The following is a 15,494-nucleotide window of genomic DNA, read 5'->3' as shown; positions in this document are numbered from 1 at the left end:
CAGGTAGTTTGTACACGGGACACCGACAAGGGGTACCAGTGTGATGAGGGTAGTGAGGAGTGCGGTTACCGGAGGGTGTCGACAAAAGCGGCAACCCGACGACGGAGCGCCTCGGGGAGCAGAGGGAACAGCTCCATGGCGAGTTCAAAATCTTCGTTGAAGTATTTATCCTGAATGCTCAAGACGGTTTCTTCACAGTAGTATTGGGCCAACCCGTCTTCGGCGGCATAATCAAAATAATAGGGCGTCAGCACCTCCTGGTCGTAGAAGGCAATGATCCTTTCGGCCTGAAAATCGAAGTTTTCGGTGTCCTCCATCGAAACCTGGTCAATCAGGGCCTTAACCAGGATATAGGGCAGCATTTCGAGGGCCTCTTCGATCTCGAAGGCCGTCTCCCATTCCTTACTAAAGTCAGCTTCGTCGAAGCCGAAGAGCTCAGCGTCATCGTCATCGTACTTCCCGGTAAGTTCGCCGGAGTAGCTGTTGCGGTTATCCCGGAAAATGAGGAATTGCGGTTTTTGGTCCGGTTTGATGTTGTTGACCGTCGTGTTGGTCTTCTTGAAGATGCTGGCCCAGGTGGTGGCCTTGTCGGAGATCAAACCGTCAATCATGACGTTGAGGAAGGCATTGATGTAGTAGGAGCCGAGGTCATCGTTCAGGTAAGCAACCTCCCCGGGCGAAGCGCCCGACGCCAGAATGTGGCCGTTGAACTGGGTGAAGAGGTCAAAATTGTAGTGACCCTCACCACCTTCCGTGGTTCCGGAAGAATGTTCCCGCATCTCCCGGCGCAGTTGTTCGACGTTCCCGTCGGTGAAGGGGTCGTTATTACAGCTGCTGCTGATGGCCATGGACATGCGGATGTTCATGGCTTTGAGTTGGTCGTGAACCCACTTGAGCGAAAGCGTACAGTTTTCGGCGTTGAAGTTCTCGAATTCGGCTTCCTGGCAGTAGTACATGAGTGGCCACCGAGACCGGTTGTCGCTGATCATCCCGTGCCCGGAGAAGAGGAAGACGATGGCATCGTCCATTCCCGGGTCAAGGTTGGTCAGGAAATCGGTGATGCTGGCCTTGTTAAACTGGACGGGATGTTCTTTTACCTGAATGCCCATATCCATCTCCCGGGCGAGTTGCCCGATGGTAGAAAAGAGTTCTTCCGAATTGGTACGGTCTTGCTGGCAACCCTGGAAAATGCCGTCTTGTTGGTGGTCATTGATGTTGTAGATGACGTGCAGGGTCTTCGCCTGGCCCAGCAGGCCCCCGGCGGCGAACAGGAGCAGGATGAAGAGGGAAAATGAGGGATGACGCATGTGCTGATTCGTTTAGTTGAAGGTGATGGCCGAAGCGTCTAACTGATTGGAAGATAACGATTATCGCTTTGGCGGGTAGTGGTGGGCGGGATCAGGTTCGGCAGGAAACCGACCGGACCGCCGTCATTCAGGGAGAGCTAAAAGCCCCACAGTACTTTTTGGTGATTTTTTGGAAGTCGGAGGTTTCCCGCAGGGGAGCATAAAGGCCACCCTCCCGAAAGTTCTTGCAATAGGTTTCCAGGACTTCCTGCTTGCGGGCCTTTTGGTAGCATTTTTTCATGGTCCGGAGGGCTTCCCGGTACTCCTTACGGACCGTGTAAAATCCCGTAAGGTCTACGTAGTACTGTGGAGCGTCTTCCTGCCAGGTAATGGCCAACTGAAAGGCACGTTCCGCCAGTGCTGGATTGCCCTGGTTGAAGAAGCCATACCCAATTAATTTGGCCATATCCGCTCGCTCCGGAAGCCCCGGGTGTTCGGTGCTCAACGTTCGTTGCCAGTGGGGAGATAGGGTATCCAGTAGTCCTAGGTGGACAAAGGCCTCCACCCGGTAAGCGTTGTGGTGCAGGGAAGACTCCAGGGTTTCCATTACTTCCTGCTGCCGACCCAGCTGGGTCCCGAGCTCCCGCAAACGCCCGAAGGCGTGGGGGTAGGAAACGCCCGCGAGGATGGCGGTCCGGTAATGCTGGAAGGCAGAATCCTGAAGACCGAGATGGTCCTGGGCCAGGCCCAGGCCGAGGTGGGCATCCCGGTAGGCCGGGTTCCGGCGCAGCGCTTCCCGGAACAGCCCAATGGCTTCCTGGGTCTTCTGGGGGTAAATGGTGATGCCAAGGTTATAGTAGGCGTCGACGTAATCGGGGCCGAGACTCAGTGCCTTGCGGAGGTAGGGCTCCGCTTCCGCTTGTTGCAGGTTGGCCACCAGAAAGTTGCCGTAGTTCATGTAGGCCGTGGCAAAGTCGGGTTTCAGGGCAATGGCCGTTTCGTACTGCGCCTTGATGTATTCGTAGTAGTCTTTAGGACTGATGCTCTTGTAAAGGCTGGCAATATTGTTGTAGGGCAATGCCCAGGTGGGGGCAATGGTCATCGCCCGGGCGAAAGCCTGGGAAGCCGCTTCGTTGTTGCGGGTCCGTAAATGGAGGAGCCCCAGTTCGTTGAACAGGTAAGCCGCCTGGTCTTCCAGCTCCAGGGCCGCAAGTTGCTCCCGTAGCGCCAGTTGGTAGAGGGAATCCGGTCGTTGGCTCCTTTCTCCTTCCAGGCGTAGGACCAGTCCGCGGAAATAGTGCTTTTTGGCCACCGTGGAGCGGTATCGCGGATCCTGCTCGCCAAATATCCCGGCCGCTCGTTCGAGGTATTCGGGGAAAATTCGGTACTTCTCGTCCAGGCGCTCCCGCTGCATGAGCTCATTGGCGTCGGTATTGAGGTAGGCCCGGATGGCCTGCTGCACGGAATCCAGCAGGGCCACCGTCATCTTCTCCTCAAGCAGGTAGCGAATCGGGGCCAGGCTGGTGTCGGTCCGCAGGCGCTCGAAATAGGCAAAGGCTGACTTCCCCTCCGGATACAGCAATCTGCCGCGCTGCAGGGCGCGTCCGAAGCGGACGTAATCCCGTTGCACGCTGCGGGAGGCGGTTTCCAGGGTGGTTTCCAGGAAGCTCTTGGTCAGCCGTTGGCGGTTACGGGACTGGGAAAGGGCGGCAGCGTCGGCGTCCACGCGGAAGAAGGGGATGCTCTTGCGCCCCCCGACGACTTCCGGGTGCTGACTCCGCTCGGTGGCCCCCCGGACGCGGTCCTGGAGGAATCGCTCGAGCTCGTAGAGGTCGATTTCCCGGTTCTTGTCCGTATCGGCCGTTCCGCGCAGGGCCTCAATTAGGTAATAGGAAAAGGCGCCCCGCCCTTCTCCCCAGCGGGTGCCCTCTTTGGCCAGCTCGTAGGGTTGACAGGACAGGATTTTAATTTCGTTTTGCTGCCGACGGGCCAGCTGGGTGGCCGTGATGATGCGGCCGTCGTTATCGTTGCCGGCCAGGGTGCCGGCGTGGCAGGCGTCGGAGATGACCACGGTGGAGGCTCCCCGGGCGGAAAGGGCCGCCAAATGCTGATTGAGGTACCCAATACCGAGCGCCAGTAGGTTGTAGTTGTTCTTGGGGGTATCGTGGGCCAGGAGATATCCCTGAGTATTCTGCTCACCAGTTTCCACGTCACCGTGCCCGGCGAAGTACAGAATTACCCTGGCACCTGCGCTCGCGCCCTTTAACTGCCAGGCCAGTGCGGACTGAATGCTGGCCAGCGTCGCTTCTTCATCCAGCAGCAAGCGGACCTGATCCGGGCCGAGGCCACCGCCTTCCGGGGAGAAGAGAAAGTCGGCAAACGCCAGGGCGTCGCGGTGCGCGAAGCGGAGATCATCGATGGCCGCATCCTGGTAGTCAGAAATGCCGATGACCACCGCCAGGACGTTACCGTTTTCCTCCTGGGGAGTAAAACCCTGTGCCAGGATGGCCGTAGTGAAGCACCAGCTCAAACAAGCCAGAATCACGGTTTTATGTGCACAGTTTTGCAGCAAAAGGGATGCTTAGATGGAAAAGGCTGGCCCGGGGTGATAAATTTAACCTTTTGTGGGACAAGCCCTTGTTTTCCGAGGGATGGTTTCGGAAAACAACTTAAGGTTGGAGCGAAGAACCTGGAAGTGTCGTGGGGTGAAATAGGTAGAACTACCTACTGATTAGGGTAATTGTTCCGCTATCTTTCCGAAAAAGAAACAACATGATGTCCCTCCGCATACGCCTCCTCCTCGGGGGCATTGGCCTACTGTTTTGTGGTACTTCCGTGATGGCCCAACCCCTGCATATTTACTATAATGTGCTCACCCAGCAGCCGACTTACGTGTGCGGGGGCGACACCCTCGATCAGGCGGTGGTGAAAAACCGCGAGGAGGTTTATCTGCACCTCACGGACCTGAACACCTTCCGCTACGGGGTGGAAGTCACCAAGACCGAAGAGGTGCCCGCAGAGGGCACCGGTGGTGGTTTACCCTTTCTGCAGAATCTCGTGCCGGGGGGCGGACTGCCCTCCTTCGGGGGGATGGCCGGAGGCGTGGACCCGCTGAAGGACATCAGCGGGGACGCGGGAGAAACCTACGATGAATGGAGTGGGGAGGAAACCGTCCGGGGTATGGTCAGTGCGGAGTTTGAGGGCGCGCTGCTGGAATTTCGCACCCGCTTTGAGGACCTACTCTTCGAAATGGACGACACCGAGCGTAAAATGCAAAAGCTGAATACTACCCTCAGGGCCACCATGGCACAGCGGGATAAAGTGGAGTTGGCGCGGCGAGAAATAAAGTACCTGAAGCACTATCCCAACCTGAAGCCGCAGCAGATTACCACCATCGCGGAAGAGTTCATTAAAAACGCCATCGGGAACAAACCGGATGATTTTGATATGTTGTCCATCGCCGAGGAGCAGGCTAAATCTCTCCGGACTGACCTGGCGAAACTGGAAAAACTACGGGGGCAATATCACCAGCAGACGCAGACCCTGAACGAGATGCGGGAAGAGTTGTACCTGATGGGCGTACCCCCGGGGAACGAGCTGGTACAGGAGCTCGATAACTCCATCGGAGAGGTGCACACCGCGTCGCTTAAAGTGGAAGAAAACCTCGCCAAGAACCAGGCCAGCGTGGAAACGATCGTCAATACCAACCAGATGGCCTACACCCGCAGCCTCATTGAGTTGCGGTACGAGATCGAGCAAATCCGCAGTGCGACCTTTACCTACACGGAGCGATTTGCGGCGGATGGTGGAGCCTTTCGGCTCAACCCCTCCCTGTACGCCCTGGACACGGCCGGCAACCGCACCGGGGCCGCGGCGGTCAAGCTGACGCCCGTTCGGGTGGGGGTTCGGGGTGGCCTCCGGATCAGTTCCAGCGTTGGGCTAAGCCTCGGACAGTACTTCTCCGCGCCGCAGGATTATCTGGTGCGGGAGGGTGTTGTCGTCGGTGCGGACAAGGACCGCTTCCTGCCCATCGTCAACACCTTTTTTCACTTCCATCCTTATTCCAACGGAAAGGCCAGCCTGGGGGGCGCTCTGGGGGTCGGGCTGCCCCTCACCGGCACGGATGCCGCCCAGTCGGCGACCTTCCTGCTGGGGCCGAGCCTGGTGCTCGGCAGCCGGGACAAAGTATACCTCAGCGCCGGACTGATCGGCGGGCGGGTGCAACGACTGGGCGCCGGTCTGGAGGTCGGCGACCCCTTCTCCAACCTGGACGGGGTGCTGCCCACCACCAGCCGCTACGAGCTGGGATACTTTTTCAGCCTGTCGTTTAAGTTGTTCGGGCAGTAATCTCCTGGAGCGAGGAGAGGTTGGCCTCTCGGCAGAATACTAGGGTTTTGCTTTGCCCTGGCGACCCTCAAAGGACCTCAAAATCTGTTATTTTTCGGACTCTTCGAGGACGCAATCAACCCCCAACCTGAGGTTACTGCAGAAACCGCTGGTCCGACCGGTAGGGGAAAACGTCCATGATCTCCCCGGCCAGTAAGCGGGCCTTGACGTCGTTCCAGAAGTCGGCGTCGAAGATGTCGCCGTGCACCTGCCGGAGGTAGGTCAGGTGCGGGCCCGCCCGCATGAGGAAACCGGGGAATTCTTCGGGGAAAATGTCGTGGGGACCGACGTAGTACCAGGGCTGACTGGCCATTTCCTGCTCGTAGGTCTGGGGCTCGGGGATGTGGCGGAAATTACAGTCCGTGACCAGTTCGATTTCGTCGTAGTCATAGAAAACGACCCGCTTGATGCGCGTCACCCCGAAGTTTTTCAGCAGCAGGTCTCCCGGAAAAATATTGGCGGCGGCCAGCTGCTTGATGGCCCGGCCGTAATCCCGGAGTGCTTTCTGGGCCATCTCCTCGTCGGCGTCCTGCAGGAACAGGTTGAGGGGCACCATTTTCTTTTCGATGTACACGTGGGAAATGTGCACTTTCCCGTCCTCGATGTTGACCTTGGACGGTGCCGTTTCCAGCAGTTCCCGGAGGCAATCCGGGTGGAAGCGCTCCTCGGGCAGGGCGAGTTGCTCGAAGAGGTAGCTGTCGGCCATCCGGCCGACGCGGTCGTGGTGCTTCACCAGTTCGTACCGCTCCTTCACGTGGGCGGCGCTTACCTGCTTCGGGGGGGCGAACTTATCCCGGATCACCTTGAAGACCATGTTCAGGCTGGGGGTGGTGAACACGTACATCACCATCCCGGCGATGCCGGGGGCGGTAATGAAGGGGTCACTGGGCTCCTTAGGGGTAGCGCTGGCATCCTGCGTCCGCGCCAAATCATCGTCATCCCCGGCTCCACTGGTCTGCCGGAAGTGCCGGATGAGTTCCCGGTAAAAGACCGTTTTTCCGTGCTTTTCAAACCCGATGGCGTTGTAGAGCTCGCTGATTTGCTTGCTGGGCATGCAGGTTTGGAGGAAATCGACCATGTCGCTGGGCACGGTAATGTCGGCCAAAAAGTAGGAGCGATGGTAGCTGAAAATGGAGGTTACCTGGTCGCTGGCCAGCAGCAGGGCGTCGATCATGATGCCCCGGCCGTCGGGGTGGAGCAGGGGGAGGATGAAGGGGTAGATGTCGTCCTGGTGGAAGAAGCGCCCGACGATGTAGGCCGATTTGTTGCGGTAAAACACCGACCGCAGGACCTGGAGCCGGTCCTCAGTCCGGCGCCCGCCGTGGTGATCGATCATGCTTTGCCAGCGATCCGCCACGAGTTGGATGTCCCGCTCCTGGTCGTCCCATGCGGCCCGGAAGGGAAAGTGATGGAGCAGGTCCCGCACGATGTCCGCCAGGTCCTTCTTGCCCAGCTGATAATCGTGGCTGATGGCCGTCCTTCCCTGATACTCCCGGTAGCTGCCCGTGCGGGCCACGAACATGAGGTCGCGGTTGGCGCCAATCTGGTGGAAGTGGCGGTAGACCGAATTATAGAAGGTCTCGGCGATGTTCCGGGTGTCAAAATGGGCGATTTCTTCGGCGTAGGCGGCCTTCGCTTCGGCCCAGAATTCCGGTCCCGGACGCTGGCCGTCCAGTAATTTTTCGATGCGCTCGGTGGTTTTGCCCACGTCCTCGCGGTACAGCGAAATCCGGCTGCGGGCGTCGGCCTGGGTGCCGTGCCAGTCGCGGTTTTCAAAGCGGATCCGGGCCCGCTTCGTGATCAGCTTGAAGCGGTAGTAATAATCTACGTAACCCATCAGGATGTTGTGGGCGACGTTAAAGTGGCGTAAGGCGTCGAACATCGGGTCTAAGGTAAGGCAGGGGGCGACGGCGCGCAGGTGCAATGTTTTGCGGAAATGGAATTAGTAAACGGTAGGATGCCTACCGCATCGGGTCGGGAATCCACTGCTCGGCTTCCGCCAACGAAAGGGTATCGCCCATCAGTTGTTGCTGCGCCCGCAGGGAGCGCAACATCGACTGTATCCGTTCCCGGTGGGCGGGCTTCCCGGCCAAATCTTCCGTTTCCAGCGGGTCCGCCACCAGATCGTAAAGCCTCAGGGTGGGTACTCCGGGATAGACCAGCAATTTGTGCCCATCCTCACGAATCATCCGTTGGACGTGCCGGTACGCTCCGTAAATGGCGGGGTAGGGCGACGGCGCTCCCTCCATCAGGGGCAGGAGGGAATGGAAGAATACGTAGTCGGGCACCGGGACGTCGGCCAGCTCCAGTGCGGTGGGCATGACGTCCTGCAGGTAGACCGGAGCGTCTACCCGTTTGCCGGCGGGTACTCCGGGACCGGCCAGCACCAGCGGGACCCGCACGCTGTGATCGTAGAGATTCTGCTTCCCGATGAAGCCATGCTGGCCTACGGCCAGCCCGTGGTCGGCCGTGAACATGATCAGGGTGTTGTCCGCCTGACCGGTAGCCTCCAGGGCCGCGAGTACACGGCCCAGCTGCGCGTCCAGGTGGGTAATGAGGGCATAATACTCCGCCCGGTGGGTGCGCACGCTGAGCTCCGTGCGCGGAAAGGGCGCCAGGTCTTCGTCCCGCAGACCCGGACCGTTACCCACCTCCCGCGCGTAGGGGTAGTCGGGCAGGAAGTTCGCCGGGACGTCCACCGCCGTAACCGGATACCGATCTACGAACTCCCGGGGTGCCTGACGGGGATCATGGGGGGCGTTGAAGGCCAGGTACAGAAAGAACGGCCGATCATCATCGGCGGCATCCCGTAAATATTCGATGCCCTCGTCGGCCACCACCTCGGACCAGTGCTTCCCCCCCTGCCAGAAGCCACCGCGCAGGCTGTCCGTCGGCGACCAGCTCCGGTCATCGGGAGACAACGGCCGGTTGTACCCGGGCGGTAGCAGCGCCACCAGCGAATCCCGGGGAGGATCGCCATCATGACGCTGAAACAGTGCCGTAATGTCTCCGAAGGGATAGCCGTCCGGCGGCATTCCTCCCCGGACTGTACCTACGGTCTCAAACACCGCCTGGGGCGGGGCGCTGACGTGCCATTTCCCCGTGAAGTAGGTGGCGTAACCGGCTCCCTGCATCAGTCGTCCCCAGCTCTGTTCCAGCGCCAGGCTATCGCCCGCTCTCCAGGATTCGGAATGTGCCCGGGCGCCCCAGACGGCCCGCCCCGAGTTGATCATCGCCCGGGAGGCCAGGCAGATGGCGCCGTTCCAGCCGCCCATGTTGAAGGTGTGGGTGAAGGTGGTACCGCGGCCCACCAGACGGTCGAGGTTCGGGGTGTGGATTTCTTTATTCCCCAGTGCGGCCAGCGAGTGGTAGGTCTGGTCGTCCGTGAAGAGGAAGAGGATGTTGGGGCGGGGGGGAGTATCCGGGGGGGCGTCGGGCGCGTCCCCGCAACTGGTCATGGCCAGTAGCAGGAGGAGTATTCCAGAAAATGGGAAATGGAATTGATTACCGCCCGGGGGATGCATGGAGAGAGAGGTTGTCACGTGATTTATTAGGTTGACGATCAAGCCCCTGAAATTTACGGTAGCGGCAGGAAATTTCCTGCCGCTACCGTTGGCCCTATCGAACAAACGCGATGCTGATAAGGCCTCACGGAACAGCCTACCTGGAGTAGCGGCAGAAAATTTTCTGCCGCTACTATGCACCCTACTGAGCGACCGCGATTCCTGCGGAATCGCTGATGAAACCTCACGGAACAGCCTTCGGGGAGCAAGGTCCGATCACGGAGCGAACTGGGGGGATCAGGTCTCCTAAGTAGTGAAATTAAGCTACTGGTTCGAAACAAATCATGGATAAAAATTGCCACCTTTGGCAAATGCAATCCCCTGAAAGCTCCCTCTCCCGCCGCGGCCGTCGGGCCGCCAGTCACCCCCTCCGCGCGGATTTTGACCTCTTCGCCGAAGCGATGGACAACCATTACCATCCGGAAGACAATCCCGAGGGCTGTCTGCCCCTTTGCATCGCGGAGAACCTCCTGAACTGGGAGGAGATGGAAGCCAAACTCCGCGGCATCGCCGCGGCGGGGCCCACCCCGGACTGGGTGGCCAGCTACACCAGCATCCTCGGGGCCCCGGCATTCCGGGAAGCGGTGGCGGGTTTCGTGGGTAAGCACATCGCTGGGGCGGAGTTGTCACCGGAGCGGTTTGCCGTCTCCGCCGGGGCCACCGCCACCATCGAAATGACGGCCTTTCTGCTGGGCGATCCCGGCGACGTGGCCGTCATCCCCGCCCCGGCCTACGCGGTGTACTCCGGAGACATCGGTAACCGGGCGGGGATGCAGCGCTACGATCTCCACCCCGCGGATGAAGACCCCGTGGCACCGGCTACGGTGTCCCGCCTGCGGGTGGCCGACCTGGAGCGCGCCCACGCCGAACTCGGCGACCGCTTCCGGATGCTCATCCTCACCACGCCCAATAACCCCACCGGTCAAATCTACGCACCGGAGCAACTCCGCGAGCTGGCCGACTGGTGCATCGACCATAAGATCCACCTGGTGGTCAACGAGATATACGCCCTCTCCCTCATCGATCAGCGGGCGTCCGCGATTGCCTCAGATTATGATGACGTTCCGGAATACACTTCGGTGCTTCCCCTCCTCGTGGAACGAGACAGCCCCTACCTCCACTGGTGGTACTCCTTTTCCAAGGACTTCGGCATCTCCGGACTCCGGGTAGGCCTGATCTACACCCACAATACCGCCCTGCTGGAGGCCTGGGGTAATTCCGGGGCGCCGTCCATCACCTCCAACTACGTCCAGTGGCTGCTCTCCGAACTGCTCCAGGACCACGACTGGGTGGCCAAGTACCAGTTCCGCAACCGTCAGCGCTTAACCACCGCCTACGCCACGGTCATTGCTACCCTCAAGCAACACGACATCAACTACGCCCCCGCCGCCGGCAGCCTCTTCGTCTGGTTCGACTGCTCCCGCTTCCTCACGGACGACACCGACGCAGCCGAGCAGACCCTCTGGCGCGGCATCTTCGCGGACACCGGCCTGCTCCTCACCGCCCCCGACGGCATGGCCGCGCCCCGGCGCGGCTGGTTCCGGATGGTGTATTCCGGTATTCCGCAGGACTATTTGGCGGTGGCGACGGAGCGGTTGGGGCGGTGGTTGGCTTCGTAGGTGATTGGTTGGGGTTTGAGGTTGAGTGGTCGGCTGAAATTTTATGGTTTTGAGTGGGTGTGCTTTTTGGGGAAGGCTACATTTTTAAGGGTGTTTTATTTTAGGCATTTCATCATATGTTTTACCATTAAGTAGTCTTCCAGCTTTCTTCTTTCTTGTTCCTCCCCATTGCTTAAAAAAGAACGGAATACAATTTTCAGTACATCTATCTTGAATATTTAATACCCAATCTGTCTCCATTATTCTAGCATGTGGACCACTTTCTCCTCCAACAATAACCCAGTCAATTTTTTTAAGCTTGATTTTCCCTAAATCTTCGAGTAGGGGCTCACAACTCAAGAATTTGACTTTAGCCTTTGTTTTTCTTAGATCCTCTATTCTAAACAATGTTTTTTTATCTTCTACAGAAGTTCCCATCCAAATATTCTGTGTCCATTTAAATTCATTATGTAGCTCTAATAGACGTCCTGATCTCTTAGTCAATACTTGAAAAACATGTTGAGGATTTTCGTTCATTACTTTAAAAACCTTCTTAATGAAATCAAGTGGGACATCCTTATGAAATAAATCACTCATAGAGTTTACAAATACAATTTTCGGTGACTTCCAACTGTAAGGGATGTGTAATGTGTCTTCGTGGGTAATTACTTTCTTGAACCCTTGACTATATTTTTCAACTCCCATTGCTTTGAGCCTTCTAGTCATAATCTCTGCGTAACAATTTTTGCAACCTGATGAAACTTTTGTACATCCTGTAGTTGGATTCCAAGTCAGTTCAGTCCACTCAATAGATGATTGTGCCATAGTGTGCTTACTAAGCTATATTAAAAAAGTGAAATCTGTTTATCAGTATACTTTCTCATATCATTCCAGAACTGGTTGCCTAAATCATGTTTAGAATAAAAAGCGAGATGATACAAAGATAGGTTTTTTACATGACTCCTAACAATTTGTTTGTCTGCGGCTTCTTTATATCCTAACTTTAGCATATTGTCATCGTAGGTGGATGACAAGAATCGCATAAAATCACTGGAATTGATTAAGTTTTCTGTTTTTTTTGTCCAAAAGTCATCATCTATAAACTTGGCAACTTTAGAGCTATTATTTAGTAAATAGCTTTTGAAGTTACGATTAGCATCCATGCCCAACGCTAATAGTATTAGAAAATCCATATTCATCCTGCTTCCTAATACTTTAATAGTATTAAAATCTAAGTTCAACGAAAATGGATCTACAAATGAAAAAGATAATAAAGTATTCCCTTTTCCATATCGAGGAATCGATCTCTTTACTTCCCAAACTTTTTTATTTACATCACCATGGATTAAAGTAACATCAGCAGCTGGAAAGTCTCTAGATACTCTAGTTTTCAGTGCATCAAATTTTTCTTTGTTTTCCTCACAAAGGATATATTTGGTAAAAGGTACAGGTAGTGACAATGCAATTAGAGATGAAGACATCACTAATCTGTTTGTAGATTTTATTCTAGCATATCCAGCACCTGCAAACAAATCCAGATATACCAACTGGTTCCATTTTTTGCACATGGAAGTCGTAAAAATATTAGCATATGAGCCAAGTAAACTATACTTCTCTTCGGACCATCTTCTCACAGTGGGCGTCAGAAGGCCATCTTCTTCCACATCAATAATTGGATCAAACTTACTCATTAGTTTTTATTTAATGTAAACAAAATCAAAGCTGTAAAAACACTTAAAAAATGTAAAGTTCCTATGCCCTTCATTCTATAGGGAGAATGTAGTATTCGTCACTATCAGGAATCTGTAAATCGCCATTCTGGTTGCCATAAGCTACTACGATGTCTTCTGAGCCTAAAATAGAATTATTCATTGAATTGTATAGGAGCAATAATAAATCATAAAAGCAAGAAGATGCTTGGCGGACAGGTCTAAGTGCAGGGTAATATATCTTGTGATTTTCTAAATCATTAAATTTTGCATTATCCTTATTAGCGTTAATGTCGCTATCAGTTACCCAGTGTATTGAATGACTAGATATGACGCCAATAAAATTAACACAATTAGACCTACCAACATCTTGACTTATTTTGACGAAGTCAGTATACATGTCATCGACAGTATATTTGTCATCTAAATTGATTGCCACTATAAATTTAAATAATGGATTCGATGTGCCGATTCCTTTTCCTAGTGTACGGTTTTCAGATATCCTACTGTCAGAAGTAGTTGGCCTGCTCAGTCTACTCGAAATGACTAACTTTTCATAGGCATCAATCAATGTTTTTGGAGTTAAGGTTTGCTTAATTTCCCCTAATGCAAAAACACCCTCAATAGGATAAAATGATTTAATGCTATCATTTTTTCTACCTCCGGTTAGTTTCGGAAACCAATACTCATTAAAAATTACAATGTCATTTTCGCCCGAGTTCTGTCCGCTGCGGTCACAAACTATCCCTTTTCCAATACAGTATCGTTTAGGTAGAATGTCTTCTAAATATTTAGCAACTTGATTTTCTATTTCAAGACCAGTGTCAAAATTATGAAGATTAAACTTTGTTTCATTTTCTACAAATTGTATAAGTTCAGAATCTATTCTTTTACACTTCTGAAATAGGATTTCATTAAAAGTAGGATTATTCGACCGTCTAGGAATCCAATCATCGGTATTAATCGTCATTGAAAATGTGTTGGCGCGAGATGCGAATTTATGATTATGCGATGAACATATTTTGTGTTATTTTTTGTGCCAAACATCAACCTAGGTATTCTACCCCTACGCACAACGTGGTTACCCGGCTCCACCTGGTCGTTGAACGAAGCTGACTTTCTATGGGGATGCAATGGTTGGAACAGGGTTGATGAGGTGATCAGTTGAGGTGTCTTTTCAGCCTTAAGGTAGGTTTTTAGTCCTAAAAAATCAAACGTCAAAAAAGCTTTCTGATCAAGGACCGCAAAGCATGCACACGATCATTCACGTAGCAGAACACTATCCGGCCGAGGGAGCAGGAACGGCGGATAGAAGTTTAGCCACTGGGATGTTCGGGTGAGGGGAAAACGTGGTTTACCGGTCGGTCACCAAATATTACGAACAATTTTTTCATGGTTCATGAACCGCCGTATACGAGAACCGTACGTACGGTGGCCCGCCTCCTTAGTCGGGTAAATATGAGAGGGATAAGTTGGCACTATCGGGTGGCTCCTTACCCTACTCGATTCCGCGAATAATATTTTTTATCTTTTCGAGAATTGTCGGTTATCTGGTATGATCCCGTTCAGCCTTTCCTTCGCTGCATTTCCATGTAATTCAATACATAAATACCACAAATCACTCCAGGATTCGTAAGCAGGATCTTCTGTTGTTGCATTTTCAACAACTTCCATTCTTGCGATATGAGTACCTCCCGAAGTAGTGTACCACCTCAAGATTAGTTTTTCATCGTATAAATAAAGGTAATCATATTCTAAGTAATCCTTTTTTGCTGGTACATAGTATGCACAAATATCATGAGCATCCATTTTAGAAAGTACGTGCTTAGTGTTTTCATCAGGTGTAAGATTTGCTTTTGATATCCCTATAAATCGTATAACCCTTCCACCATAGTCAATAAACTCTTTTTGCAATTTGTATAAATCCTTAGTTTGATCCGGACCATTATCGCTCCAAACTCGTAAACTATTCGAATGGGTAATTCTAGCAATTAGTGGATCCTTTTTTAATTTTTTTCTCCTCTTCTGCTCAATAATCATATTTTCCCAAAAGAGGGAATAAGCGTTCAGGATAGTTTGCTCTCCCTGAATCAAAAAAGAGTCATTTTGAATTTCCAACCTCTTAAAGTACTGGCTTGTTAATTCTAGCAAACTACTCTTTGTAAGTTCATTTCTTCTATCATCGTTGATGTATTCATTCAGAGATTTTAAATTACTATTTATCTGACTTATAGATATTCTATCTTTGATATTATTCGCTTGAAATCTCAAGTTAAGACCAAATTCATTCAGATTTTTTAAAATTCTATCAAGAATGGCAATTATTAAAGATATAGAAAATGTAAATAGAGATATACACAAACTTATTATTAAGTTGCTACCATTAGAAACATTAAGCAGGTAGTTTACCATTAAGGAAATCAAAGCAATTATACCAGTTATTTTAGCCGACGCGACTAATCCGTTTCTAAAAGCACTGTACTTATCACTAAATTTCATCATTATGATTTAAATTTGAAGGTGTAAATATAATCTAGCCTCTTGGCTAATACAATTATTGGATCATTCATGTATTTTACGAGTAATGTCATAGAGCTGGCTTTTTAAGTTCGTCAAGTTCATTTCATTCACAAGATCGAAAATAATTAACCTGCCAGATACCGCTAATTAATTACAGCATTCAAGGCTAAATGCTACAAACTCGCTTTCCTCTGTATCCATTCTATTTTCTTTACCTCAGAAATATCATTGGTAATGATAACTATATTTTCAACCATATTTCCAAGTAATTCTATTCTTTGTGCGTTATCTATCTATGAAGACTAAGAGCTTGTTTGGGAATTTTATTGGGACACAAAATCAGCTGTTGGCCTGTTTTATGAGGTGACTAAACCGATTAAAACATGCAGAGGCGTTATGCTCCGCTGACCAACAGCCAATGGAAAGTTATCA

The 15,494-nt window shown here is 52.5% G+C and carries 10 protein-coding genes; 2 read left to right on the top strand and 8 right to left on the bottom strand.

Features of this window, described 5'->3' with window-relative positions; translation table 11 throughout:
• Window positions 1-65: 65 nt before the first annotated feature.
• Together E1J53_RS17595 and E1J53_RS17590 are read right to left on the bottom strand one after the other, a co-directional pair.
• The gene (locus tag E1J53_RS17595; protein ID WP_134273871.1) at window positions 66-1,307 is read right to left on the bottom strand and encodes a caspase family protein; all 1,242 of its coding nucleotides are present in this window, start codon (window positions 1,305-1,307) and stop codon (window positions 66-68) included.
• A gap of 127 nt (window positions 1,308-1,434) precedes the next feature.
• Window positions 1,435-3,858, bottom strand: coding sequence for a caspase family protein (locus tag E1J53_RS17590; protein WP_134273872.1), 2,424 nt, complete (start codon window positions 3,856-3,858; stop codon window positions 1,435-1,437).
• 200 nt (window positions 3,859-4,058) lie between these two features.
• Between E1J53_RS17590 and E1J53_RS17585 the strand changes: the two genes are divergently transcribed.
• On the top strand, window positions 4,059-5,633 hold the full coding sequence (locus tag E1J53_RS17585) for a hypothetical protein (protein WP_134273875.1): 1,575 nt from the start codon (window positions 4,059-4,061) through the stop codon (window positions 5,631-5,633).
• A 133-nt stretch (window positions 5,634-5,766) separates the two neighbouring features.
• Here the strand turns inward: E1J53_RS17585 and E1J53_RS17580 are convergent, their stop codons facing one another.
• Both E1J53_RS17580 and E1J53_RS17575 read right to left on the bottom strand, forming a co-directional pair.
• A complete protein-coding gene (locus tag E1J53_RS17580; RefSeq protein ID WP_134273878.1) occupies window positions 5,767-7,554 on the bottom strand; it encodes a bifunctional isocitrate dehydrogenase kinase/phosphatase in 1,788 nt (595 codons plus the stop codon).
• Between the two features lie 79 nt (window positions 7,555-7,633).
• The gene (locus tag E1J53_RS17575) at window positions 7,634-9,196 is read right to left on the bottom strand and encodes a sulfatase-like hydrolase/transferase (RefSeq protein ID WP_134273881.1); all 1,563 of its coding nucleotides are present in this window, start codon (window positions 9,194-9,196) and stop codon (window positions 7,634-7,636) included.
• 350 nt (window positions 9,197-9,546) lie between these two features.
• Here E1J53_RS17575 and E1J53_RS17570 point away from each other — a divergent pair, with 350 nt between their 5' ends.
• Window positions 9,547-10,854: an aminotransferase class I/II-fold pyridoxal phosphate-dependent enzyme gene (locus tag E1J53_RS17570; RefSeq protein WP_173021546.1), complete on the top strand. Its 1,308-nt coding sequence runs from the start codon at window positions 9,547-9,549 to the stop codon at window positions 10,852-10,854.
• 84 nt (window positions 10,855-10,938) lie between these two features.
• On the opposite strand, the gene E1J53_RS17565 is transcribed toward E1J53_RS17570, so the two are convergent.
• The 4 genes from E1J53_RS17565 to E1J53_RS17550 all read right to left on the bottom strand — a co-directional run bounded on the left by E1J53_RS17565 (window position 10,939) and on the right by E1J53_RS17550 (window position 15,044).
• Complete coding sequence (locus E1J53_RS17565; RefSeq protein ID WP_134273887.1) at window positions 10,939-11,658, bottom strand: DUF5131 family protein; 720 nt, start codon at window positions 11,656-11,658, stop codon at window positions 10,939-10,941.
• Window positions 11,659-11,678: 20 nt separating this feature from the next.
• On the bottom strand, window positions 11,679-12,524 hold the full coding sequence (gene tcmP / locus E1J53_RS17560; protein ID WP_134273889.1) for a three-Cys-motif partner protein TcmP: 846 nt from the start codon (window positions 12,522-12,524) through the stop codon (window positions 11,679-11,681).
• A gap of 70 nt (window positions 12,525-12,594) precedes the next feature.
• A complete protein-coding gene (locus tag E1J53_RS17555) occupies window positions 12,595-13,512 on the bottom strand; it encodes a DUF6602 domain-containing protein (RefSeq protein WP_134273891.1) in 918 nt (305 codons plus the stop codon).
• Between the two features lie 554 nt (window positions 13,513-14,066).
• Window positions 14,067-15,044, bottom strand: a complete 978-nt coding sequence (locus E1J53_RS17550; protein WP_134273894.1) for a hypothetical protein — start codon at window positions 15,042-15,044, stop codon at window positions 14,067-14,069.
• Between the last annotated feature and the right edge of the window lie 450 nt (window positions 15,045-15,494).

Source organism: Lewinella sp. W8 (assembly GCF_004375085.3).
GTDB lineage: Bacteria > Bacteroidota > Bacteroidia > Chitinophagales > Saprospiraceae > Neolewinella.
This window is presented reverse-complemented; position numbering and strand designations above follow the sequence as displayed.

Bases quoted from the DNA above. Each gene is read 5' to 3' on its own strand.
- E1J53_RS17585 (WP_134273875.1), top strand. From the start codon at position 4,059: ATGATGTCCCTCCGCATACGCCTCCTCCTCGGGGGCATTGGCCTACTG.
- E1J53_RS17565 (WP_134273887.1), bottom strand. From the start codon at position 11,658: ATGGCACAATCATCTATTGAGTGGACTGAACTGACTTGGAATCCAACT.
- tcmP (WP_134273889.1), bottom strand. From the start codon at position 12,524: ATGAGTAAGTTTGATCCAATTATTGATGTGGAAGAAGATGGCCTTCTG.
- E1J53_RS17570 (WP_173021546.1), top strand. From the start codon at position 9,547: ATGCAATCCCCTGAAAGCTCCCTCTCCCGCCGCGGCCGTCGGGCCGCC.
- E1J53_RS17555 (WP_134273891.1), bottom strand. From the start codon at position 13,512: ATGACGATTAATACCGATGATTGGATTCCTAGACGGTCGAATAATCCT.
- E1J53_RS17595 (WP_134273871.1), bottom strand. From the start codon at position 1,307: ATGCGTCATCCCTCATTTTCCCTCTTCATCCTGCTCCTGTTCGCCGCC.
- E1J53_RS17550 (WP_134273894.1), bottom strand. From the start codon at position 15,044: ATGATGAAATTTAGTGATAAGTACAGTGCTTTTAGAAACGGATTAGTC.
- E1J53_RS17575 (WP_134273881.1), bottom strand. From the start codon at position 9,196: ATGCATCCCCCGGGCGGTAATCAATTCCATTTCCCATTTTCTGGAATA.
- E1J53_RS17580 (WP_134273878.1), bottom strand. From the start codon at position 7,554: ATGTTCGACGCCTTACGCCACTTTAACGTCGCCCACAACATCCTGATG.